22 protein-coding genes are annotated in these 22,589 nt (G+C 60.4%); 16 read left to right on the top strand and 6 right to left on the bottom strand.

The window, feature by feature from the left end; translation table 11 throughout:
• Positions 1–11: 11 nt before the first annotated feature.
• Positions 12–2,672, top strand: coding sequence for an alanine--tRNA ligase (gene alaS / locus BJ928_RS24660; RefSeq protein WP_047633097.1), 2,661 nt, complete (start codon positions 12–14; stop codon positions 2,670–2,672).
• 136 nt (positions 2,673–2,808) lie between these two features.
• Positions 2,809–3,660, top strand: coding sequence for an AraC family transcriptional regulator (locus BJ928_RS24655; RefSeq protein ID WP_047633099.1), 852 nt, complete (start codon positions 2,809–2,811; stop codon positions 3,658–3,660).
• 46 nt (positions 3,661–3,706) lie between these two features.
• On the opposite strand, the gene BJ928_RS24650 is transcribed toward BJ928_RS24655, so the two are convergent.
• Entirely contained in the window at positions 3,707–4,333 is a 627-nt protein-coding gene (locus BJ928_RS24650) for a glutathione S-transferase family protein (protein ID WP_047633100.1), read from the bottom strand.
• A gap of 118 nt (positions 4,334–4,451) precedes the next feature.
• On the bottom strand, positions 4,452–5,666 hold the full coding sequence (locus tag BJ928_RS24645; RefSeq protein WP_047633102.1) for an NADP-dependent isocitrate dehydrogenase: 1,215 nt from the start codon (positions 5,664–5,666) through the stop codon (positions 4,452–4,454).
• A 223-nt stretch (positions 5,667–5,889) separates the two neighbouring features.
• On the opposite strand from BJ928_RS24645, the gene BJ928_RS24640 reads away from it, so the two are divergent.
• The 12 genes from BJ928_RS24640 (at position 5,890) to BJ928_RS24585 (ending at position 17,223) form a co-directional block, all read left to right on the top strand.
• Complete coding sequence (locus BJ928_RS24640) at positions 5,890–6,495, top strand: hypothetical protein (protein ID WP_047633104.1); 606 nt, start codon at positions 5,890–5,892, stop codon at positions 6,493–6,495.
• A gap of 176 nt (positions 6,496–6,671) precedes the next feature.
• The gene (locus BJ928_RS24635; protein WP_047633105.1) at positions 6,672–7,514 is read left to right on the top strand and encodes an RNA methyltransferase; all 843 of its coding nucleotides are present in this window, start codon (positions 6,672–6,674) and stop codon (positions 7,512–7,514) included.
• Positions 7,495–8,295 (top strand): glutamate racemase, encoded by an 801-nt coding sequence (gene murI, locus BJ928_RS24630; RefSeq protein WP_047633107.1) that lies wholly within the window; start codon positions 7,495–7,497, stop codon positions 8,293–8,295. Before BJ928_RS24635 ends, murI begins: the two co-directional genes overlap by 20 nt.
• 3 nt (positions 8,296–8,298) lie before the next feature.
• Entirely contained in the window at positions 8,299–8,763 is a 465-nt protein-coding gene (locus BJ928_RS24625) for a GNAT family N-acetyltransferase (protein WP_047633108.1), read from the top strand.
• Positions 8,764–8,835: 72 nt separating this feature from the next.
• Positions 8,836–9,981 carry an alpha-hydroxy acid oxidase gene (locus BJ928_RS24620; protein WP_047633110.1) on the top strand — a complete coding sequence of 382 codons (1,146 nt, stop codon included), beginning with the start codon at positions 8,836–8,838 and terminating at the stop codon, positions 9,979–9,981.
• A gap of 130 nt (positions 9,982–10,111) precedes the next feature.
• On the top strand, positions 10,112–11,629 hold the full coding sequence (locus BJ928_RS24615; RefSeq protein ID WP_047633112.1) for an ATP-binding protein: 1,518 nt from the start codon (positions 10,112–10,114) through the stop codon (positions 11,627–11,629).
• A 233-nt stretch (positions 11,630–11,862) separates the two neighbouring features.
• The gene (gene rpsD, locus BJ928_RS24610; protein ID WP_047633114.1) at positions 11,863–12,480 is read left to right on the top strand and encodes a 30S ribosomal protein S4; all 618 of its coding nucleotides are present in this window, start codon (positions 11,863–11,865) and stop codon (positions 12,478–12,480) included.
• A 71-nt stretch (positions 12,481–12,551) separates the two neighbouring features.
• Entirely contained in the window at positions 12,552–13,481 is a 930-nt protein-coding gene (locus BJ928_RS24605) for a glutaminase (protein WP_047633116.1), read from the top strand.
• A gap of 61 nt (positions 13,482–13,542) precedes the next feature.
• On the top strand, positions 13,543–14,430 hold the full coding sequence (gene ttcA, locus BJ928_RS24600; protein WP_047633118.1) for a tRNA 2-thiocytidine(32) synthetase TtcA: 888 nt from the start codon (positions 13,543–13,545) through the stop codon (positions 14,428–14,430).
• Between the two features lie 73 nt (positions 14,431–14,503).
• Positions 14,504–15,331: an inositol monophosphatase family protein gene (locus tag BJ928_RS24595; RefSeq protein ID WP_047633120.1), complete on the top strand. Its 828-nt coding sequence runs from the start codon at positions 14,504–14,506 to the stop codon at positions 15,329–15,331.
• 16 nt (positions 15,332–15,347) lie between these two features.
• On the top strand, positions 15,348–16,172 hold the full coding sequence (locus BJ928_RS24590) for an inositol monophosphatase family protein (RefSeq protein ID WP_047633122.1): 825 nt from the start codon (positions 15,348–15,350) through the stop codon (positions 16,170–16,172).
• 115 nt (positions 16,173–16,287) lie between these two features.
• On the top strand, positions 16,288–17,223 hold the full coding sequence (locus BJ928_RS24585; RefSeq protein WP_047633124.1) for an adenylate/guanylate cyclase domain-containing protein: 936 nt from the start codon (positions 16,288–16,290) through the stop codon (positions 17,221–17,223).
• An 18-nt stretch (positions 17,224–17,241) separates the two neighbouring features.
• Here BJ928_RS24585 and BJ928_RS24580 read toward each other — a convergent pair whose 3' ends face one another.
• From BJ928_RS24580 to grxD, 3 genes are all read right to left on the bottom strand, one after another.
• Positions 17,242–18,525 carry a multidrug effflux MFS transporter gene (locus tag BJ928_RS24580; protein ID WP_047633237.1) on the bottom strand — a complete coding sequence of 428 codons (1,284 nt, stop codon included), beginning with the start codon at positions 18,523–18,525 and terminating at the stop codon, positions 17,242–17,244.
• A gap of 13 nt (positions 18,526–18,538) precedes the next feature.
• The gene (locus BJ928_RS24575) at positions 18,539–19,771 is read right to left on the bottom strand and encodes a multidrug effflux MFS transporter (protein ID WP_047633126.1); all 1,233 of its coding nucleotides are present in this window, start codon (positions 19,769–19,771) and stop codon (positions 18,539–18,541) included.
• A gap of 140 nt (positions 19,772–19,911) precedes the next feature.
• Positions 19,912–20,247: a Grx4 family monothiol glutaredoxin gene (gene grxD, locus BJ928_RS24570; protein ID WP_047633128.1), complete on the bottom strand. Its 336-nt coding sequence runs from the start codon at positions 20,245–20,247 to the stop codon at positions 19,912–19,914.
• A gap of 382 nt (positions 20,248–20,629) precedes the next feature.
• On the opposite strand from grxD, the gene BJ928_RS24565 reads away from it, so the two are divergent.
• Together BJ928_RS24565 and BJ928_RS24560 are read left to right on the top strand one after the other, a co-directional pair.
• Entirely contained in the window at positions 20,630–20,932 is a 303-nt protein-coding gene (locus tag BJ928_RS24565; protein WP_047633130.1) for a hypothetical protein, read from the top strand.
• 224 nt (positions 20,933–21,156) lie between these two features.
• Positions 21,157–22,356 carry a membrane protein gene (locus BJ928_RS24560; protein ID WP_047633132.1) on the top strand — a complete coding sequence of 400 codons (1,200 nt, stop codon included), beginning with the start codon at positions 21,157–21,159 and terminating at the stop codon, positions 22,354–22,356.
• Here BJ928_RS24560 and BJ928_RS24555 read toward each other — a convergent pair.
• Positions 22,342–22,575, bottom strand: a complete 234-nt coding sequence (locus BJ928_RS24555; RefSeq protein WP_004108912.1) for a BolA family transcriptional regulator — start codon at positions 22,573–22,575, stop codon at positions 22,342–22,344. The genes BJ928_RS24560 and BJ928_RS24555 overlap by 15 nt on opposite strands.
• Positions 22,576–22,589: the final 14 nt, after the last annotated feature.

The following is a 22,589-nucleotide window of genomic DNA, read 5'->3' as shown; positions in this document are numbered from 1 at the left end:
AAGGGCCCCCTATGAGCGGTGTGAATGAAATCCGGTCGACCTTTCTCGACTATTTTAAGAAAAACGGCCACGAGATCGTGCCGTCGAGCCCGCTGGTGCCGCGCAACGATCCGACATTGATGTTCACCAATGCCGGCATGGTGCAGTTCAAGAACGTCTTCACCGGCCTGGAGCAGCGTCCCTATACGACGGCGTCGACGGCGCAGAAGTGCGTGCGCGCCGGCGGCAAGCACAATGACCTGGACAATGTCGGCTATACCGCGCGCCATCACACCTTCTTCGAGATGCTTGGCAACTTTTCCTTCGGCGACTATTTCAAGGAACGCGCCATCGAGCTTGCCTGGAACCTGATCACCAAGGAGTTTGGCCTCGATGCCAAGCGCCTGCTGGTCACGGTCTATCATACTGATGACGATGCCTTTAACCTGTGGAAGAAGATCGCCGGCCTTTCCGACGACCGGATCATCCGCATCGCCACCAGCGACAATTTCTGGGCGATGGGCGATACCGGCCCCTGCGGTCCCTGTTCGGAAATCTTCTACGACCATGGCGATCACATCTGGGGCGGCCCTCCCGGCTCTCCGGAGGAAGACGGCGACCGCTTTATCGAGATCTGGAACCTCGTCTTCATGCAGTTCGAGCAGATCACCAAGGAGCAGCGTGTCGACCTGCCGCGTCCGTCGATCGACACCGGCATGGGTCTGGAGCGCGTTGCCGCCGTGCTGCAGGGCAAGCACGACAACTACGATATCGACCTGTTCCGCGCGCTGATCGAAGCTTCGGAAGAGGCGACGGGCGTCAAGGCCGAGGGCGAGCATCGCGCCAGCCATCGCGTCATCGCCGACCATCTGCGCTCCTCCGCGTTCCTGATCGCCGATGGCGTACTGCCGTCGAACGAAGGTCGCGGTTACGTGCTTCGCCGCATCATGCGCCGCGCCATGCGCCATGCGCAGCTGCTCGGCGCCAAAGAGCCGTTGATGTGGAAGCTGCTGCCGGCGCTGATCCAGCAGATGGGCCGCGCCTATCCCGAGCTGGTGCGTGCCGAAGCGCTGACATCCGAGACGCTGAAGCTCGAGGAAACCCGTTTCCGCAAGACGCTGGAGCGCGGCCTGTCGCTGCTCAACGATGCCACTTCGGATCTGCACAAGGGCGACAGCCTGGACGGCGAGACCGCGTTCAAGCTCTACGACACCTACGGCTTCCCGCTCGATCTCACGCAGGACGCATTGCGCGCCCGCGGTATCGGCGTCGATATTTCCAGCTTCACGGATGCCATGGAGCGCCAGAAGGCTGAGGCTCGCTCGCATTGGACCGGTTCCGGCGACAAGGCGACCGAGACCATCTGGTTCGAGCTCAAGGAAAAGAACGGTGCGACTGAATTCCTGGGCTACGATACGGAAACCGCCGAAGGCGTCATCCAGGCGATCGTCAGGGACGGCGTTGCCGTCGATAGCGCCTCGGCTGGCGACAAGGTGCAGATCATCGTCAACCAGACGCCGTTCTATGGCGAATCCGGTGGTCAGATGGGCGATACCGGCGTGATATCAGGCGACAACGGCAAGCTTGGTGTTGGCGATACCCAGAAGAAGGGCGAAGGCCTCTTCGTTCACGTCGCCGAGGTTTCGGAAGGAACAGTCAAGGTCGGCGATGCCGTCGTGCTGACGGTCGATCACAACAGGCGCTCGCGCCTGCGCGCCAATCATTCCGCCACCCATCTGCTGCACGAGGCTCTCCGCGAAGTGCTGGGTACCCACGTCGCCCAGAAAGGTTCGCTGGTCGCGCCCGAGCGCCTGCGCTTCGACGTTTCGCACCCGAAGCCGATGTCGGCTGAGGAGCTGAAGGTCGTCGAGGAGATGGCGAACGAGATCATCCTGCAGAATTCGCCCGTCACGACCCGGTTGATGAGCGTCGACGATGCGATCGCGGAAGGCGCGATGGCGCTGTTTGGCGAGAAGTATGGCGACGAAGTCCGCGTCGTGTCGATGGGGCAGGGTGTGCGTGGCGTCAAGACCGGCAAGCCTTACTCGGTCGAGCTTTGCGGCGGCACGCATGTCTCCGCCACCGGCCAGATCGGCCTCGTGCGCATTCTCGGCGATAGCGCCGTCGGCGCCGGCGTTCGCCGTATCGAGGCGGTAACGGGTGAATCCGCGCTTGCATATCTCGCCGATCAGGACGAGCGCGTGAAGACCCTCGCCTCGACGCTAAAGGTTCAGCCGGCCGATGTCGTCTCGCGCGTGGAAGCCTTGATGGACGAGCGCCGCAAGCTGGAGCGCGAACTGGCGGACGCCAAGCGCAAGCTTGCCATGGGCGGCGGCCAGAGCGGTTCGGCCGATGCGGTCCGCGAGATCAATGGCGTCAAGTTCCTCGGCAAATCCGTTTCCGGCGTCGATCCGAAGGATCTCAAGGGGCTGGCGGATGAAGCCAAGGCAGGCCTCGGCTCTGGCGTGGTTGCACTGATCGGCGTCTCGGACGATGGCAAGGCAAGCGCCGTTGTCGCGGTTACGGAAGACCTGACGAGCCGCTTTAGTGCCGTCGATCTCGTGCGCATCGCGTCGACCGCTCTCGGCGGCAAGGGCGGCGGCGGCCGTCCCGACATGGCCCAGGCCGGCGGCCCGGATGGCGCTAAGGCTGACGAGGCGATTGAGGCGATTGCTGCAGCACTTGCCGGCTAAGGCGCTGATTTCGTATCTCTGATTGAAATGGCGGATGCTTCGGTGTCCGCCATTTTTCTTTGTGCGAGCAATTCCGCAGGATTTGTCAAATCGGGTTATGCTCTTGTCGGTCCGATCGGTTTGCAAGGGGTTTGACATGAGTGGTGGAACGGCGTGGACGCTTTACGAGACCCGCTTGCGGCGGGTTTCGGCCTATATCCATGAGCATCTGGACGATGAACTCGATATGGAAAAGCTCGCCGAAATCGCCTGCATGTCCAGCTATCACTGGCACAGGATCTATCGGGCGATCTATGGCGAGACGGCCGCGGCGACCGTCAAGCGGCTTCGGCTGCATCGTGCCGCCGGCGATCTCGTCAACACCCGTCTATCCGTCAGCGATATTGCAAAGCGGTCGGGCTATCCCAACCTCCAGTCGTTCAACCGCATCTTCAGATCCGTCTACGGCATGCCGCCGGCGCGATATCGGAATGAGGGAAGCCATACGATCTTCGAACCCAGCACCCAAGGAAGGATCACGGTCATGTTCGACGTTACGCTTCGCACCATTTCCCCGATGTCACTCATCGGTGTCGCCCATCGCGGCTCCTATATGCAGATCGGCCAGGCTTTCGAAACACTCTTCGGCACCGTCTTTGCCCGTGGCCTTGCCGGTCCCGACATGCGGATGATCGGCATCTATCTCGACGATCCCGATGTCGTTGAGGCGGACAAGCTGCGCTCCTACGCCTGCGTTACCGCCGGCGAGGCCGCCGCTGCCGATGCGCCGCTGGAGCGGCGCTCGCTCGAGGGCGGCGAATATGCCGTGCTGCGCCACAAAGGTCCCTATGCGAACATGCACAAAGCCTACCAATGGCTCTATGCACAATGGCTGCCGGCATCCGGCCGGCAGCTGCGCGATACCGTCATGTTCGAGGAATATATCAACAATCCGCGCGACGTACCGCCGACGGAGCTATTGACCGACATCTATATGCCGCTGAAATAGCGGCATGTCGTTTCGATCGAAGGTTTTCTTCTAATGTACTGAATTTTCAGGCATTAGCCGGCTTCGGCATAGCCGCATTGTCGATCTCGTTGCCGCGGCGATAGGCGTCGCGGTCGCTGACCCGGCTCCAATAGTCGATGAAAGCCGGCCGCTTTTCGATCGTTCCGAAATTGAGGCCGTAGCCGATATGCGAACCGACATAGACGTCGGCGGCAGTAAAACGGTCGCCGGCGATGAAGGGTGAGGTCGTGACGGCGTGCTCCATGGCATCAAGCACGTTTGTAAAGCTGCCGCAGCCCGCCATGCGCAGGCGTTCCGGCGGGACTTCCAAGCCGAGGGCGCGATTGGTGATCGCCATCTCGAACGGCCCGGCCGCAAAAAACATCCAGCGGAAATAGCGGCCGCGTTCGGCAGCCGTCGGGGCTAGCCCTGCCTGCGGGAAAGTTTCGGCCAGATAGGCGCAAATGGCGGCACCTTCGGTGACGACGGTATCGCCATGCCTGATGGCCGGCACCTTGCCCATGGGGTTGACCGCAAGATATTCCGGGGCCTTCATCGTCGTGCCGTAGTCGAGATATTCCGTGCGGTAGGGCTGGCCGGTTTCTTCGAGCATCCAGCGGGCGATGCGTCCACGCGACATCGGATTGGTATAGAAAACGAGTTCTTCAGCCATCTGCCTCTCCCTTTTATTGCGCGCATTCTTGCCACTGGTTGGCCCGGGCGGCAAGATTCCGGGCAAAAGAAAACCCGGCACTGAGGCCGGGTTCTCAAAGGTTCCGACGTCGGCGGGCTTAAGCAGCCATGGCCTTCTTGAGGTTTTCGTCGATCTTGTCGAGGAAAGCGGTGGTCGAGAGCCACGGCTGATCGGGACCGATCAGCAGCGCCAGATCCTTGGTCATGTAGCCGGCTTCGACGGTATCGACGCAGACCTTTTCGAGCGTGGCGGCGAACTTGGCGAGTTCGGCATAGTCGTCGAGCTTGGCGCGGTGTGCGAGGCCACGGGTCCAGGCGAAGATCGAAGCGATCGAGTTCGTCGAGGTTTCCTGGCCCTTCTGGTGCTGGCGATAGTGACGGGTCACCGTGCCGTGGGCAGCTTCGGCTTCGACCGTCTTACCATCCGGCGTCAAGAGAACCGAGGTCATCAGGCCGAGCGAACCGAAGCCCTGGGCAACCGTGTCGGACTGAACGTCGCCGTCGTAGTTCTTGCAGGCCCAGACGTAGCCGCCGGACCACTTGAGGGCCGAGGCAACCATGTCGTCGATCAGGCGATGTTCGTAGGTGATGCCGGCTTCGTCGAACTGAGCCTTGAACTCGTTCTGGTAGACTTCTTCGAAGATGTCCTTGAAGCGGCCGTCATAGGCCTTGAGGATGGTGTTCTTTGTGGAGAGGTAGACCGGCCACTTGCGCATCAGGCCGTACATCATCGAGGCGCGGGCGAATTCGCGGATCGACTCGTCGAGGTTGTACATGGCCATGGCAACGCCGGCGCCGGGGGCGTCGAAAACGTCCTTTTCAATGACGGTGCCGTCTTCGCCGACGAACTTGATGGTCAGCTTGCCCTTGCCGGGGAATTTGAAGTCGGTGGCGCGGTACTGGTCGCCGAAGGCGTGACGGCCGACGACGATCGGCTTGGTCCAGCCGGGAACCAGGCGCGGAACGTTCTTGCAGATGATCGGCTCGCGGAAGATCACGCCGCCGAGGATGTTGCGGATCGTGCCGTTCGGGCTCTTCCACATCTGCTTCAGGTTGAATTCCTTGACGCGGTCTTCGTCCGGGGTGATCGTCGCGCACTTGATGCCGACGCCATGCTTCTTGATGGCGTTGGCGGCATCGACGGTAACCTGGTCGTTGGTTGCGTCGCGGTTTTCGACCGAGAGGTCGTAGTAGTCGATATCGATATCGAGGTAGGGGTAGATCAGTTTGTCTTTGATAAACTGCCAGATGATGCGAGTCATTTCGTCGCCATCGAGATCGGCAACGGGGTTAGCGACCTTGATCTTCTTCATACTTCTGCCTCGTCTAAGCTGATGGGACCGGCTGGTCCTGTGGGTAATGTGAAGTCCCGAGGGCTATAACACCGCCAGTGCGGAACGCAAAGCCGATAGAGCCCCCGGACGCCGTGTTTTTGATCATTTGTGACATCGTCAGCATTTTACGGTGAGGCCATTGCCAAAGCGGTTGATGGGGCTAATGTCGCGCAGGTTTTGCCTGTTGTCACGGAATCACGCCATGCAGAAATTTGCCGCATCCGCGCTTGCCTTCACGCTCTTTCAATTCTCCCTTGGCGCACATCCGGCGCTTGCGGCCGATGCGACGACACCGGTCAAGGCCATCATGGATGCGACCGTGTCCAATTGGGCAGGCGGTGACAGCGACTGGCAGGATATTTTCGACGAGAGCAAGCTGAACGAAATCTACAGCAAGGATTTCGGGGCGAAGTATCAGGCGGCAGCGCAATTTCCTGCTGCCGACGAGGACGGTATCTCGCCTTTCGACTATGACGTCATCGTCAATGCACAGGATGCGTGTCCGCTCGAAGATGTGAAGATCGCCGCACAGTCGCCCAAGAACAATGTGACCGAGGTGCTGGCGACCTTCAAGAAATCCACCTGCATGGGCTCGGATGCGGATTATCAGAAGACGAGCACGGTGCGTTTCGAAGTCATCGAAGAGGGCGGAAAACCCGTCGTGGACGACATCATCACCACTGACGACAACGGCAATCCGAGTTCGCTGAAGAGCGTGATGCAGGATCTCGTCAAACAACAGCAGCAACAGCCGTCAGACCAAACGCAGCAGCCGTCCGATCAGCAGAAACCGGCCAATCCGCAATAAATTGGGCGCGGTTCATTCCGCGGCTTATGCGTAAAAACCTTGCCGATCGGCCGGTGTCTCGCTATTGGCTCCGGAATCAGGGAAATAGAGCATGATGTCGTCCGAAAGCCGCTGACACTTTTCAGCAATCATGCTCGAATTGGCGCGACCGGGCTCGCGCGCGGAGATTAGGCATCATGGCAGGCACGAACAGCGAACGTCCACTTCTGGCCGAAGGGCCGGCCATTATTCTGGTCGAGCCGCAGATGGGCGAGAATATCGGTATGGTGGCGCGCGCCATGGCGAATTTCGGGCTCGTGGAGTTGCGCCTTGTCAATCCTCGCGATGGCTGGCCGAACGAAAGGGCGCAGGCGACGGCCTCTAAGGCGGATCACATCATCGAGGCGACGAAGGTCTACGAGACGCTGGAGCAGGCAATCGCGGATCTGAATTTCGTCTATGCGACGACGGCGCGCGAGCGGGATGGCTACAAGCCGGTGCGGTCGCCTGTCGTTGCGGCGGAAACGCTCCGTACAAAATTCAAGGCGGGCGAGGGCACCGGCATTCTCTTCGGCCGCGAGCGCTGGGGCTTGACGAACGAGGAAGTGGCGCTGGCCGACGAGATCGTCACCTTTCCGGTCAATCCGGCCTTCGCCTCGCTGAATATAGCCCAGGCTGTGCTCCTGATGTCCTATGAGTGGATGAAATCGGGCATGGAAGATCTGGGGGAAGTACCATTCCAGGCGCTAGAGCAGCGGCCTTCGACGAAGGAGCAGCTCTTCGGGCTTTTCGAGCAGCTGGAAGAGGCGCTGGATGCCCGCAATTATTTCCATCCCGCCGGGAAAAAGCCGAAAATGGTCGACAATCTCAGGGCCGTCCTCTCGCGCCGGGCGTTTACCGAACAGGAAATCAGTGTCTTGCGCGGGGTGATCTCTTCTCTCGACCGCTTCACGCGGAAGTCTCCGCGCGGCAGCGGTTCGCACCCGCGCCCCTCGAAAGCTCCCAAGGAAACCACCAGCGATGACAGCAGCGACGAATGAGCTGAAACCGGTTCTGGTGTTCGATTCAGGCATCGGCGGTTTGACCGTGCTGCGCGAAGCGCGCGTGCTGATGCCGGAACGCGGTTTCATCTACATCGCCGACGATGCCGGTTTTCCCTATGGCAATTGGGAGGAACCGGCGCTGAGAGAGCGGATCGTCGACCTCTTCGCAAAGTTGCTCGCGCAATATGATCCGGAAGTCTGCATTATCGCTTGCAACACGGCGTTTACCCTTGCCGGCGCCGATCTGCGCGCCGCCTTTCCGCAAATGACGTTCGTCGGCACCGTGCCGGCCATCAAACCGGCGGCGGAGCGGACCCGTTCGGGCCTGGTCTCGGTGCTGGCAACGCCGGGCACGGTCAAGCGCGCCTATACGCGCGATCTGATCCAGTCCTTCGCGACACAATGCCATGTCCGGCTCGTCGGATCGCAGAACCTTGCGCGTCTTGCGGAAGCCTATATTCGCGGCGATGTCGTCGACGACGAAGCTGTCTTGACCGAGGTCGAGCAGTGTTTCGTCGAGATGGATGGCCGCAAGACCGATATCGTCGTGCTTGCCTGCACGCATTATCCGTTCATGGCCAATATTTTCCGCAGGCTTGCGCCCTGGCCGGTCGATTGGCTCGATCCGGCCGAGGCGATCGCAAGGCGTGCCCGCAGCCTAGTGCCGCAGGTTGCCGACGCCGTCCATCCCGACAATTTCGACTTTGCGGTGTTCACCTCCGGTGCGCCGGATTTCCCAACCCGCCGGCTGATGCAGGGCTTTGGGCTCAAGGCTTGACGAATGACTGACAAGATTTCATTGCGTAAACTCGATCTCGCGGACATGCCTGCTGCTGCGGCCGTCCATCGTGCGTCCTTCAACGAAAGGCTGCCGACGCTCGCCGGGGTTCATACGCCGGAAGAGGATGTCGGCTTCTGGACCGCCGTCGTCTACAAGGATTGCGAGATCTGGGGTGCGGAGGAGGGCGGCCGCCTCGTCGGCGTCATCGCTTTTCTGAAGGATTGGGTCGACCAGCTCTATGTTCTGCCCGAGGCGCAGCGGCGCGGTATCGGCAGCCGCCTGCTCGATATCGCCAAATCGACCTATCCGGTGCTGTCGCTCTGGTCTTTCCAGAGAAATGAGCCGGCGCGCCGTTTTTACGAAAAGCACGGCTTCTTCGTGGTTGACGAGTCGGACGGGGCAGGCAATGAGGAGAAGGAGCCGGATCTGCTTTACAAATGGGAGGCCCGCCTGCACCGGCTTTAGTTGAAGCCGAGCTGGATGGCTGCTTATTGGGAGTTCGATAGTTGATGTCTTTTGAGAATGCCGAGGTCAGCCATGCGTCTGCGTGAGTGCCACAACTTCCATGATTTTCGTCTTCTCGCGAAAAAGCGTCTTCCCGGCCCGATCTTCAATTATATCGATGGTGCTGCCGACGACGAGGTAACGCTGCGGCGGAATACGTCGAGCTTCGAAAGCTGCGATCTCGTTCCCAACGTTCTGCGCGGGGTCAGCGAGATCGACATGTCTGTCACCGTCATGGGACAAAAGCTCGCGACGCCGTTCTATTGCTCGCCGACGGCCCTGCAGCGGCTGTTTCATCACCAGGGCGAGAACGCGGTTGCTGCCGCAGCCTCCTCGCTTGGAACCATGTTCGGCGTCTCCTCGCTCGGCACCGTCAGCCTCGAGGAAATCCGCAAGAAGCATGCGGGGCCGCAGGTCTATCAGTTCTATTTCCACAGGGATCGCGGGCTGAACCGGGCGATGATGGAGCGGGCGAAGGAAGCCGGCGTCAACGTCATGATGCTGACGGTGGACAGCATCACCGGTGGCAATCGCGAGCGTGATCTTCGTACCGGTTTTTCCATCCCGTTCAAACTCAATCTCGCGGGTCTCACCCAGTTTGCCATCAAGCCGGCCTGGGCGCTGAATTACGTCACGCACGAGAAATTCCGCCTGCCGCAGCTCGACGAGCATGTGGATATGAGCGGCGGCGCGATGTCGATCGGCAAGTATTTTACCGAGATGCTCGATCCATCGATGAACTGGAACGACGTCGCCGAGATGGTGAAGCACTGGAATGGGCAGTTCTGCCTGAAGGGCATCATGTCGGTCGAGGATGCCAAGCGCGCCGTCGATATCGGATGCACCGGCATCGTGCTTTCAAATCATGGCGGGCGGCAGCTGGATGGCTCACGCTCCGCGTTCGATCAGCTGGCCGAGATCGTCGACGCTGTCGGTCATCGCATCGATGTGATGATGGACGGCGGCATCCAGCGCGGCACGCATGTGCTGAAGGCGCTGTCGCTCGGCGCCAAGGCTGTCGGTCTCGGCCGCTTCTATCTCTATCCGCTTGCCGCTGCGGGTCAGGCAGGCGTGGAGCGGGCGCTCCGGCATCTGCGAACGGAAGTCGAGCGCGACATGAAGCTGATGGGCTGCACCTCGGTCAGCGAGCTGTCGCGGGCCAATCTGCGCTTCAGATAGATCTCGCAATCGCCTGTGGGTTTTTTCAATCCGCGGGCGCGAAGCTTGGAAATCTTTGCTAGACGGAGGCGCGTCCTTTCAGAAAGATGGGACGCATCCACATTTGATTCTTGCTCATAGGGGAAGTGCATTGCAGGTCGGCATCGACATGGGAACGGCGTCCGGCGGGACCAGCGCCCAGCTCGATATCGAGGAGCTGCTGGCGACGCGTCTCCTGGTACAGGGCAATTCCGGCTCCGGAAAATCGCACCTGCTGCGGCGGCTGCTGGAGCAATCCGCACAGTGGGTGCAGCAGGTCATCATCGATCCCGAAGGCGATTTCGTCACGCTGGCCGACAAGTTCGGGCATGTGGTCGTTGACGGCGAGCGCACGGAGGCGGAACTCGCCGGTATTGCCAACCGTATCCGCCAGCATCGCGTTTCCTGCGTGCTGACGCTGGAAGGGCTGGATATCGAGCAGCAGATGCGCGCCGCCGCCGCCTTTCTCAATGGCATGTTCGATGCCGATCGCGAATTCTGGTATCCGGTTCTGGTCGTGGTCGACGAGGCGCAGATGTTCGCGCCTTCGGTTGCCGGCGACGTCTCGGAAGATGCGCGCAAGATGTCGCTCGGCGCCATGACCAATCTGATGTGCCGCGGCCGAAAGCGCGGCCTTGCCGGCGTCATCGCCACGCAGCGCCTGGCGAAGCTTGCCAAGAACGTGGCAGCGGAAGCTTCCAACTTCCTGATGGGCCGTACTTTCCTCGATATCGACATGGCCCGCGCCGCTGACTTGCTCGGCATGGACCGCAGGCAGGCGGAGATGTTCCGCGACCTGAAGCGCGGCAATTTCGTCGCCCTCGGGCCTGCACTCTCGCGCCGGCCGCTGCCGATCGTGATCGGCACGGTGGAGACATCGGCGCGCTCTTCCAGTCCGAAGCTGATGCCGCTACCGGACGCGCCGCAAGATGTCGAGGATCTGATCTTCACGCCGGACCCGGAAGAATTCACGCGCCCCATCGTTCGCCGTACCACGCCGGCGCCACGTCCGACGACCGATATTCTTGCCGAGCTTTCCCGTTCCGTGCCGGCAGCAAGCCCTGCACCTGCAGAGCCGAAGGTCAGCCAACCGGAACTATCGAGCGAGGATCGCGAGGCCAGGGTCAGCGCCGTGCTCTCGGAGATCCTTGACGATCCAGCCTCCGGCTTCCGCACGGATTCGGTGCTGTATCAGGAGTTTCTCGTGCGGTTGCGCATGCGCCGCGTTCCCGGTTCGCCGATGAGTCTTTCGGAATTCCGGCGCCGCGTGGCGATTACGCGGTCCGGTGCCGACGAAGAGATCATGGCGACAGAGCAATGGGCAATGGCGCTCGCGCTTTCCTCCAGCGTCACCGACGATCTGCAGGGCGTCTTCCTGATGCTGGCGAAGGCCGCCATCAGCGGCGAGCCATGCCCGTCCGACGCGCGTATCGCCCGCGCCTACGGCACCCATTCGGCCCGTCGTGCGCGCCGTCTCCTCAGCTATTTCGAGGAGCAGGGCAGCGTCGTCGTTCACACGGATTTCTCCGGCAAGCGCATCGTTGCCTTCCCGGATATGGGATGCCAGACGACACCAGGCGATGCCAATGCGCCCGATCTCGATGCCGGCGAGCAGGCGGCGGCGGAATAGCTGTCATATTCCCGGCAAAGCGCGTCCGGCGCTGTTGACAATTCCATGACAACCCCTTACAGACCGCGCCAACGCCGGGCAGAAATGTCCGGTGTTTCATTTGACATGTCCCGTGGCTTCCTCCGTTCGCTAACGTGAGAAGCCTGTCAGAGCTCGAAAACGGAGTTCAGAGGAGGGCGTGTTTCCTTCGCGGTTCGGCAACGGGCCGCCATAACACTTTGAAAGGAAATGCGATGAGCAAGCGCGAATCGTCCAAGTACAAAATCGACCGCCGTATGGGCGAAAACATCTGGGGCCGCCCGAAGTCCCCGGTTAACCGTCGCGAATACGGCCCGGGCCAGCACGGCCAGCGCCGCAAGGGCAAGCTTTCGGACTTCGGTGTGCAGCTGCGCGCCAAGCAGAAGCTGAAGGGCTACTATGGCGACCTGCGCGAGAAGCAGTTCCGCGCCATCTTCGCTGAAGCTGACCGCCGCAAGGGCGACACCTCGGAAAACCTGATCGGCCTGCTCGAATCGCGCCTCGACGCGATCGTCTACCGCGCCAAGTTCGTTCCGACGGTCTTCGCTGCCCGTCAGTTCGTCAACCACGGCCACGTCACGGTCAACGGCGTTCGCGTCAACATCGGTTCGTACCGCTGCAAGGCTGGCGACGTTATCGAAGTTCGCGAAAAGTCCAAGCAGCTCGTAACGGTTCTGGAATCGGTTTCGCTCGCTGAGCGCGACGTTCCGGACTACATCGAAGCCGACCACAACAAGATGGTTGCGACCTTCGCTCGCGTTCCGGCTCTCTCCGACGTGCCTTACGCCGTCGTCATGGAACCGCATCTGGTCGTCGAATTCTATTCGCGTTAATAAGCGGATAACTTTCTTGATGAATGAAAAGCCGCTCGGTTCGAGCGGCTTTTTTGTCTTTGGAGCGCCTCATGACGGATTTGCAGGCAATTCTCGACGGCATTCATACGGAGCTTTCGCCGCGGATCGGTGAAGGCAAGGTTGCCGATTATATTCCGGAACTCGCAAAGATCGATCCGAAGCAGTTCGGCATGGCGATCGCCACGGTCGGCGGCGATGTCTACTGCGTCGGAGATGCTGCGGTTCCCTTCTCCATCCAGAGTATCTCCAAGGTCTTCATGCTGACGCTCGCGCTCGGCAAGGTCGGGGAAAGCCTCTGGAAGCGGGTGGGACGCGAACCATCGGGCACGGCCTTCAACTCCATCGTCCAGCTGGAGCGGGAAGAGGGGATACCGCGCAACCCTTTCATCAATGCCGGCGCGATTGCCGTCAGCGATGTCGTTTTAGCGGGACATGAGCCGCGCGAGGCAATCGGCGAGCTGCTGCGCTTCGTACGCTATGTGGCCGACGACGACACGATCAGCATCGACGAGAAGGTAGCGCGCTCAGAAACGCAGACGGGCTATCGCAATTTTGCGCTCGCCAATTTCATGCGTGCCTACGGCAATATCCATCATCCGGTCGAGCATGTGCTCGGCGTCTATTTCCATCAATGCGCGCTTTCCATGAGTTGCCAGCAGCTTGCCAGGGCGGGGCTTTATCTTGCCGCGCGTGGCAGCAATCCGATCACCGGCCATTCCGTCGTGTCGCCGAAGCGGGCGCGGCGCATCAATGCGCTAATGCTGATGTGCGGCCACTATGATGGCTCCGGCGACTTTGCCTATCATGTCGGCCTGCCCGGCAAGAGCGGTGTCGGCGGCGGCATCCTGGCCGTGGCGCCGGGCATCGGTTCGATCGCCGCCTGGTCGCCGGGCTTGAACGAGGTCGGAAATTCGCAGCTCGGTGCGGTGGCGCTGGAGATGCTGGCGGCGCGCACGGGCTGGTCCGTATTCGGCGATTGATGCCCATGTCTTCTTGCCGCGCTTTCTGCTATCAGCGTGGCGATATGCAAGGAATGACGGAATGAATATCGCGACGACAGTGAAAGACGACATCGATATCGAGGCCGAAGATGGCGGCTCTGCCGTTCATCCGATGTTTTCCGATGCGCCGCGATCCGTTTCCTTCAACAAGCTGCGCAAGCGCCTGTTGCGGCAGGTCCGTCAGGCCATGGAAGACTTCCAGATGCTGAAGGGCCAGAAGCGCTGGCTCATCGGCCTTTCCGGTGGTAAGGATTCCTATGGGCTGCTGGCGCTGCTGCTCGATCTCAAATGGCGCGGCCTGCTGTCGGTGGAGCTGGTTGCCTGCAATCTCGACCAGGGCCAGCCGAATTTTCCGAAACACGTTCTGCCGGACTATCTGACGAAGATCGGCGTCACTCATCGCATCGAGTATCGCGACACCTATTCGATCGTGAAGGAGAAGGTGCCGGAGGGGGCAACCTACTGTTCGCTCTGTTCGCGCCTGCGTCGCGGCAATCTCTATCGTATCGCCCGCGAGGAAGGTTGCGACGCGCTGGTGCTCGGCCATCACCGCGAGGATATTCTCGAGACCTTCTTCATGAACTTCTTCCATGGCGGTCGCTTGGCCTCCATGCCGGCGAAGCTGCTCAATGACGAAGGCGACCTGATGCTGCTGCGTCCGCTCGCCTATGCGGCGGAGGACGATCTCGCGAAGTTTGCGGCGGCCATGCAGTTTCCGATCATTCCCTGCGACCTTTGCGGCTCGCAGGACGGTTTGCAGCGCAACGCCATGAAGGACATGCTCGCCGATATCGAGCGCCGTATGCCCGGCCGCAAGGATACGATGCTGCGCGCGCTGGCGCATGTGAACCCGTCGCATCTGCTCGACCCGAAACTCTTTGATTTCGCTGGTTTGATGACACAGAGATCTTCCAGCGATCCGGCCTAAATTCAGCGCTTTTGCCACACCGCCGTCATCGAATCGGGCATAAGAGGAGGCCCTTTCAAATCAGAGGCCTCCGATGACTTTCTCCGATACCGATTTCGACTATGTGATGATGATCGTTGCCGAAGCGGCGGCAAAGGAGATCATGCCACGCTTCCGCAATCTGGAGGATGGCGACGTATCGGAAAAGACCTCGGCTATCGACCTTGTGACCGAGGCAGATCTTCTTGCCGAACGGCATATCACCGCGGCGCTAAGGGCACGTTTTCCAAAGGCCGTCATCGTGGGCGAGGAGGCCTATGAGGCCGACAAGTCCGTCGTGCCGGCGCTGGCGCATGCTGAACTCGCTTTCACCATCGATCCGGTGGATGGCACGTTCAATTTCGCGGCCGGCCTGCCCGTATTCGGGACGATAGTGGCCGTCATCGCCAATGGTGAGACGATCGCCAGTATCATCCATGATCCCGTGCTCGGCGACACTCTGACTGCCATGAAGGGCGGCGGCACGTTTCTGCGCCGGCAAACAGGGCAGGCGAGGCGGCTTGCCGTTGCCGCTCCCGTACCCCTCAGCGCCATGACCGGTGCGATATCCTGGGGCCATATGGACGAGCCGGATCGATCGCGCATCTGCGGCAATCTGTCGAAGACCCGTATGGTTTTTTCAGTTAATTGCTCGGCTTACGAATATTGGATGGTCGCATCGGGGAAATGGCATTTCATCGGCCATTCCAAGCTGATGCCATGGGATCATCTTGCCGGCGTGCTGGCGCATCAGGAAGCTGGCGGCTATACCGCCAAATTCGACGGCACGCCCTATCGACCCGGCGAAACGACGGGCGGCATTATTTCTGCGCCGGATGAGGAGAGCTGGCGGGTGATCCGCCGCGAGATCATCGGCGCCTGACGCGAAAGGAAAAAGCATGACATCGCTCGTTGACGTTACCACGCTTGCTCATGTGCTGCGCCGCGCGGCACAGACGGAGATCTTGCCGCGTTTCCGCAGGCTGGGCAGCGACGACGTCCGTGCCAAGAGTGAGGCCACGGATCTGGTAACGGAAGCCGACGAGCGTGCTGAGCGCATGATCAAGGCCGAGGTTGCGCGGCTCTGGCCGGAGGCGCTGTTCATCGGTGAGGAATCGGTTGCCGCCGATCCCTCGCTATTGACGAAGCTCGCGGATGCCGATCTCGCCATCATCGTCGATCCTGTCGACGGCACGTTCAACTTTGCCGCTGGTATTCCCGCCTTCGGTGTCATGGCTTCGGTCGTGTCGAAGGGCGAGACCGTTGCCGGCATTATCTTCGATCCGATGGGCGACGACTGGGTACTCGCTGAACGCGGCAGCGGCGCATGGCTGCGCCGGCCGGATGGCGAAACGCTGCGTCTCAAGGTGGGTCAGCCGGTTCCGTTGGAAGAGCTGGTCGGCATGGCGGCAACAGGCTTTCTGCCCAAGGAAAAGCGCGCCGAGATCATGGGCAATCTCGCCAAGGTGCGCTACACGACCTGCTATCGATGCGCGGCGCATGAATACCGCACGCTCGCCGGCGGCTATGTGCACTATCTCATGTACAACAAGCTGATGCCCTGGGACCATCTGGCGGGATCGCTGATTTCAGCCGAAGCCGGCGCCTATGTCCGTCGTTTCGACGGTTCGCCCTATCTGCCGCACCATCTCGACGGCGGGTTGTTGATGGCCGTGGATAAGGATACCTGGGAGCTGCTGCGGCGTGAGGTCTTCACCATCTAAGGTGAGCGGCGTGACCTGAAAGCCAGCACTGCCACTTGGAAAGTGGCAGTGGGAAGGCTATCTTCTTGGCATCAGGCAGGAGCCTCGGTGAGCGCCTGCCGTCGGGATGAGGTCGATGTCCGAAACGAGCCGTAAGCTGACCACCATCTTCTGCGCCGATGTGCAGGATTATACGCGTCTTATGGGGAAGGACGAGGAGGGCACGTTATCGACCCTCCGGCGCTACCGAGATGCGATGAAGCGGTTGATCGAAGCGCATGGCGGCCGAGTGGTCAACACCTGGGGTGACGGTGTCTTCGCGGAATTTCCGAGCGTCGTCGAAGCCGTGCGCGCGGCGATCGACACGCAGAATGAGCTCGCCGGCTACAATGCGGTAACCGATCCCGACAAGAAGATGCTCTTTCGCATCGGGCTCAATCTCGGCGACGTGATCGCCGATGGCGACGATCTCTATGGTGACGGCGTCAATATTGCCGCCCGGCTGCAATCGCGCGCGGCTCCGGGCGGCATCGTCATTTCCAGCACGGTGTATGACCAGGTCCGCAACAAGGTGGCGGTCGGGTTCGATTTCCTTGGCCAGCTCGACGTCAAGAACATCGAAGGTGGCGTGCCGAGTTATGCGGTGCGGATCGGCGGCGTGCAGGTTGTCGATACCACATCCGACTCCCGTTCGGCCCCGGGACCGGCTCCAGGCCCAACGCGTGCGCCTGAGCCGGTGGCGCAGGAACCCGCTCTGCAAGACTGGCGCCGGAGCTATGCCGCGCCGCTTGTCGTCTGCATCGGTCTTGCCTTACTCAACGGCCTGAGCTGGGATGGGGAATTCTGGGCAAAATGGCCCATACTTGCCATTCTGTGGGGCGCGGCGTTCCGCTACGTTCGCAGCAACAGACAGATCGATATGGCGATTGCCGGCCTTGTCATCACTGGCATCGGTCTCGTCATGATCAATCTTTTCACCTGGCACGGCACGCCCTGGGCGATGTGGCCTCTGTTCGGCCTTGCTATTGCCGCCGCGCTGCGCTGGGTCAGTCGGCCGCGCAGCGGTGCATAAGAAGGGCAGGCACGTCGTTTAGACGTGCCCCATGCCGGGCTCCAGCGCCGGCGTATCGCCGGGATGGGTGAAGAGCTTGCCGCGCTCCGCCCAAAGCGTTGCCAGGATCGACAGCACGCCGAATATAGTGAAGCCAGCCATCAACGGCTGCGCCGTGCCATCGAACATCTGGCCGACGACACCGCCGATGAGGACGCCGACCGTGGTGGAGATCGAGCTGGTGATGGCGGCGGCTGTCCCCGCCAGGTGCCCCATCGGCTCCAGGCTGATCGCCATGCAATTGGTGGTGATGACGGCGAACATCATCAGCATGACCGAGATCAGCACGTAGATGAAGGTGAAGCTCGGCTGGCCGAACATGCCGACGACATAACCGATAGCGCCGAGAACGGTGAAGACGATCATGGCGGCGTGCGAAATGCGGCGCATGCCGAAGCTGCGGACGAAATAGCCATTCGCAAATTGCGCAACGGCCGTGCCGGCCGCGGTTGCCGCAAAGGCGATAGGGAATGTGTCCCCGAGGCCATAGACTTCGCCGAAGACCTGCTGCACGGAGACGATGTAGGCGCAGATGACGCCGGTGTAGAGCGTCAGGCCGATCATGTAACCGCAGGTGATGCGGTTGGTCAGCACGGTCTTGAAGCCGGACAGCACGGAAGCGACCGAAAGCGGCAGGCGTTCTTCGACGGGCAGCGTCTCCTTCATGCGGAAGAAGGCGATGAGGAAGAGGCCGGCGCTGGCGATGCCGAGCAGGATGAAGATCCATTGCCAGTTCGAATAGGCAACGATCATCTGGCCGACGAAGGGGGCGACCATCGGCATGATCATGAAGACGATCATGACATAGGACATGACGCGGGCCATTTCGCGGCCGCCGAAGCAATCGCGCACGATGGCAAGTGTGGTGATACGCACGGCCGCGGCGCCGACGCCCTGCGCAAAGCGCATGGCGAGCAAGGCAAACAGGCTGCCGCTCCAGGCCGCCGCAAACAGTGTCACGGTATAGAAGGCCAAGCCGCCGAGCAGGATGTATCGCCGGCCATAAGTATCCGACAGGCTGCCGAAGAACAGCTGGCAGATGCCGAAGCCGAGGAAATAGACGCCGATGACCAGCTGCGTGTCATTCGGATTGGCGACGTGCAGCGACTGGCCGATATTCGGCAGCGCCGGCAGCATGCTGTCGATGCCCATCGAGATGCTGGCCGTCATCAGGGCGATCGTGAGGATGAATTCCACGATGCCGAGGCCGATGCGGCTGGAGCCGGACTGCGCCGGCTGTTGTGATTGGGGCGGGGTTGTCATGCGAATATGCCTGTCAATGTAAAGCGAGGGATTGGTCAGCTGGCGGCGGCGCATTGTGCGGGCGGAACAGCTTTCCCTTTTCGGCGATCAGCACGAAGACGACGCCAATGAGGGACACGGTGAAGTAGCCGATGACCATCGGCGTTGCCGTGCCATTGTAAAACTGCCCGATGCAGGCGCCAATCGATGCGCCGCCGACCGTGCTCATGAAGCCGAGTACGGAGGATGCTGTGCCGGCGACATGGCCCAGAGGCTCCATCGCGAGAGAGTTGAAATTGGAACCGATCCAGCCGAACTGGAACATGGCCAGTGCGAAAAAGACCATGAACAGCGGGAACGGCATCGGTGCAGGCCCGTAGAGCTGCACCAGCAGCCAACAGAAGGTGATGGCGACAAAGCCAAGCAGCGCCGTATGCGACAGCCGGCGCATGCCGAACCGACCGACGAACTGCGAGTTGACGAAGGATGACAGGGCCATGAATGCCGCGACGCCGCCGAACGCCAGCGGCGTATAGACGCCGAGGCCGTAGATGTTGTTGTAGATCTGCTGGGCTGAATTGATGAAGCCGAACAACGCGCCGAACAGGAACGTGCTCGCCAGGGTATAACAGAGCGCCACCCGGTCCGTCAGAACGATCTTGAAGCCTGAGGCGACCGATCTGACGGTGAGGGGCCGGATATTTTCGGGCTTCAGCGTCTCGGGAAGCCGGAAATACATCCAGGCACCGACGAGCGTCGCCATGGTGCCGATGAAGACGAAGATCATGTGCCAGGTGCTGACGAGCATGATGACCTGGCCGCTTCCGGGCGCGATGACCGGAACGATCATGAAGACCATCATGATCAGCGACATCACTTCGGCCATCAGACGGCCGCCGAAGACGTCGCGGACGATGGAGACCGTGATGACCCGGGTCGCTGCCGAGCCGAGGCCCTGGATGAAGCGGAGCGCCAGCAGTCCGGCGAAGGAGGGAATGAGGGCAATGCCGAATGCCGAAATCACGTAGATGATGATGCCGACGAGGAGCGGCTTGCGGCGGCCGAAGCGATCCGACAGGGGGCCGTAGATGAGCTGTGCCGAGCCGAATCCGATCAGATAGGCCGTCACCACATATTGCCGGTGATTCTCGTTCATCACACCGAGGCTGGAGCCGATCTGCTGCAGCGCGGGAAGCATGATGTCGATTGCGAGCGAATTAATCGCCATGAGGAAGGCCGCGAGTGCGATGAACTCACGTTTGCCCATGGGTAGCTGCCCATGGGACATGGCCTGGGATGAAGTCGTCACGGTTTTATTCCCATAAACATGTCAAGGGCGCCGCCCGCCGGCAGCGCCTTATCGATCAAATTGAACTATGGAAACCGGACGGGGAGCCCGGTGCCCGGTCAGGCGGCGCCGCGAACGCTGATGCCGTGTTCCTGAAGGTGTTGCTGCAACTCGCCGGCCTGAAACATTTCACGAACGATGTCGCAGCCGCCGATGAATTCGCCCTTTACGTAAAGCTGCGGAATGGTCGGCCAGTTGGAATAGTCCTTTATGCCCTGACGGATTTCAGCGTCGGCTAGGACATTGATGCCCTTATAGTCTACGCCGATATAGTCGAGAATCTGGACCACCTGGCCGGAGAAACCACACTGCGGGAACTGGGGCGTGCCTTTCATGAAGAGAACGACGTCGTTGTTCTTCACTTCATTGGCGATGAATTCCTGAATGCCGCTCATTGTCCAGTTCCTTTCACACGCGGGGTCAAGGTCCGCAGCGTTACATGTGTCCCTTAAATAGCAAGCAGCTGGCAAGATTTCCAGCCGCAAAACATACGCGCCGTCTTTTTCATCGCATGAATGGATTTCCGGCATCAGCGGCGACGGAAGATGATGAAATCACCTTATTGGACATGATTTCTGAACAGTGCGTTTTGAAAACGCCTCTTCAACTCCATGCTTGAACAACACACATATTTAAAAAGCAAGGGATGATTAATATTAGGCTGCTATTGAATTTACAAGCGGTCGGTATGTTTGTTAGAGTTCGTCGATTGATGCGATTTGGCGCGTATCGGTCCCTTGTCGGCATTGCATTCGTATTTTTGAGGGAGCGGACACCATGAGCCACCATCACTATTCTGACGGGCAGGTTGGTGAAGAGCGGGAATTTTACAGCTCGGAGGATACGAGCGAAGGCGAACGGGAATATTACGAGCATGTTCGCACGCCGAGAGCCTCCGTCCTGAACAGCACCGTAACCGTAAGTGCTATCGTGCTTGTTCTGAGCATCGCCTTCGGTTATCGCGTTTCGACTGCGCCGGCGCCGCAACCGGCGATGCCGCCGATCGTGGAGAAAATCATGACGGCGCCACCGGCCGACCCTTGTGCCGACATCTCTCCATATCCCGGCCGGGAGTGCTGATGAGGCGTGATCCCGGACTTTCGCATCCATCGATACTGCTGCCGTAGCGGCCGGGAAGGTTGGCATGTTGCCGCCCATGGACCGTGCGGTTGTGAGTGTTTGATCCTATCTTTTTGTTTTTTGGATGATTTATGGTGGGTTGCCATGAAAAAGCCGGCAGGGCGTGGTCATGGCCATTTCCAGTTGTTATTCGTGCTACTGGCGCCCCGGGGACAGACTACAATATGAATCCTATCAAGAAGAGGGTGGTTCTCCACTTCCCTGGCTTCGAGCCGTTGAACGCTGCCGCCCATCGCGCCCGTTACGAGCGTTCGGCGAGGCAGAGTGCTGACGTCTGGGGTTTTTCCACTTCGGTGGGGGAGCTGAAGAATTTCGGTCGGGCGCCCTATTTCGACGTCGACGCAACCGCTGCCGATTGGAGCACGCAAAGTCGCATTCATGTCGTCGATCATAACGACCTCGTGGCCACGCTGAACGGCAGACCGTTCTTCACCCGGCTGATGCAGGGTTATCTTGCTGCCTCCAAGGTCGCCATGTCGGGTGGCATGGTCGGTTATTTCCGTCATGCGTGGCGTTTCGGCCTGTTCTTCATCTTTCCGTTTCTGTTGATGCTAGCGGGATTGCTGATCAGCCTGCTGATCGCGTTTACGCCGTTCTTGTTCGGGCTGCCGGCCTGGAGCCATATCGGCAGCATCGCGCTGGCGGTCGCCTTCTTCATTTACGTCTTCCTGCCGCAGGCCGAGAAGCTGCATACGCTGCATCTCTTTTCCGACTGGGAGATGGCTGTGGCTATGGCCGGGCTGAACGAACTTGGCGCTGAACAATGGCTTGAGGCGAGCGCGATCAGCGTGCGTCAGGCTCTGGATGAACCCGGCGTCGATGAATTCGTCATTTCCTCGCATAGCATGGGCTCGTCCGTGGCAGCTCATGTGGTCGGGCTGTTGCTGGAGCGCGAGCCGGACCTGTTTCAGGGCAAGCGCGTGGTGTTCACCACGCTAGGCAGTGCCATCCTGCAATGCGCGCTTATGCGCCCGGCATCCGTGCTGCGTTCGCGCGTGGGGCTGATTGCGCGCTGCAAGGAAATCTTCTGGCTCGACGTTCACTGTCTGACCGACGCGATCCATTTCTATAAGGCCAAGACGGCGGCCGTTTGCGGCCATCCGGACGCCCCGCAAGCCTCGATTCTGCTCATCCGCTTCAAGCAGATGCTGACCGCGAAGCATTATGCCAAGATCAAGCGCGATTTCCTGCGGGTTCACCGGCAATATGTGCTCGGTCCCGATGTGAAGGCCTTCTTCGATTTCACGCTGATGACGGCCGGCCCGCTACCGGCCTCGGATTTCGCGGAGTTCTCATTCAAGAAGCTGCCGGAACTGACGTTCAGTTCCGGCGAGGAAGCGCAGGCGCTCTCAGTCGGGCGCTGAAGTCTGCAGCGCAAGGGCGTGCAAAACGCCGCCCATATTGCCCTTCAGGGCATCATAAACCATCTGGTGCTGCTGCACGCGGCTCTTGCCGCGGAAAGCTTCCGCGACAACTTCTGCTGCGTAATGATCGCCATCCCCGGCCAGGTCGCGAATCGTCACCTTGGCGCCGGGAATGCCGGCCTTGATCATGTCTTCGATATCGCCGGGGTTCATGGGCATGAGTGGTACCTCGA

The organism is Rhizobium sp. WW_1 (genome assembly GCF_003610155.1).
GTDB lineage: Bacteria > Pseudomonadota > Alphaproteobacteria > Rhizobiales > Rhizobiaceae > Rhizobium > Rhizobium tropici_A.
Note: the sequence above shows the minus strand (reverse complement) of the source record. Positions and strands in the feature narration are given on the sequence as shown.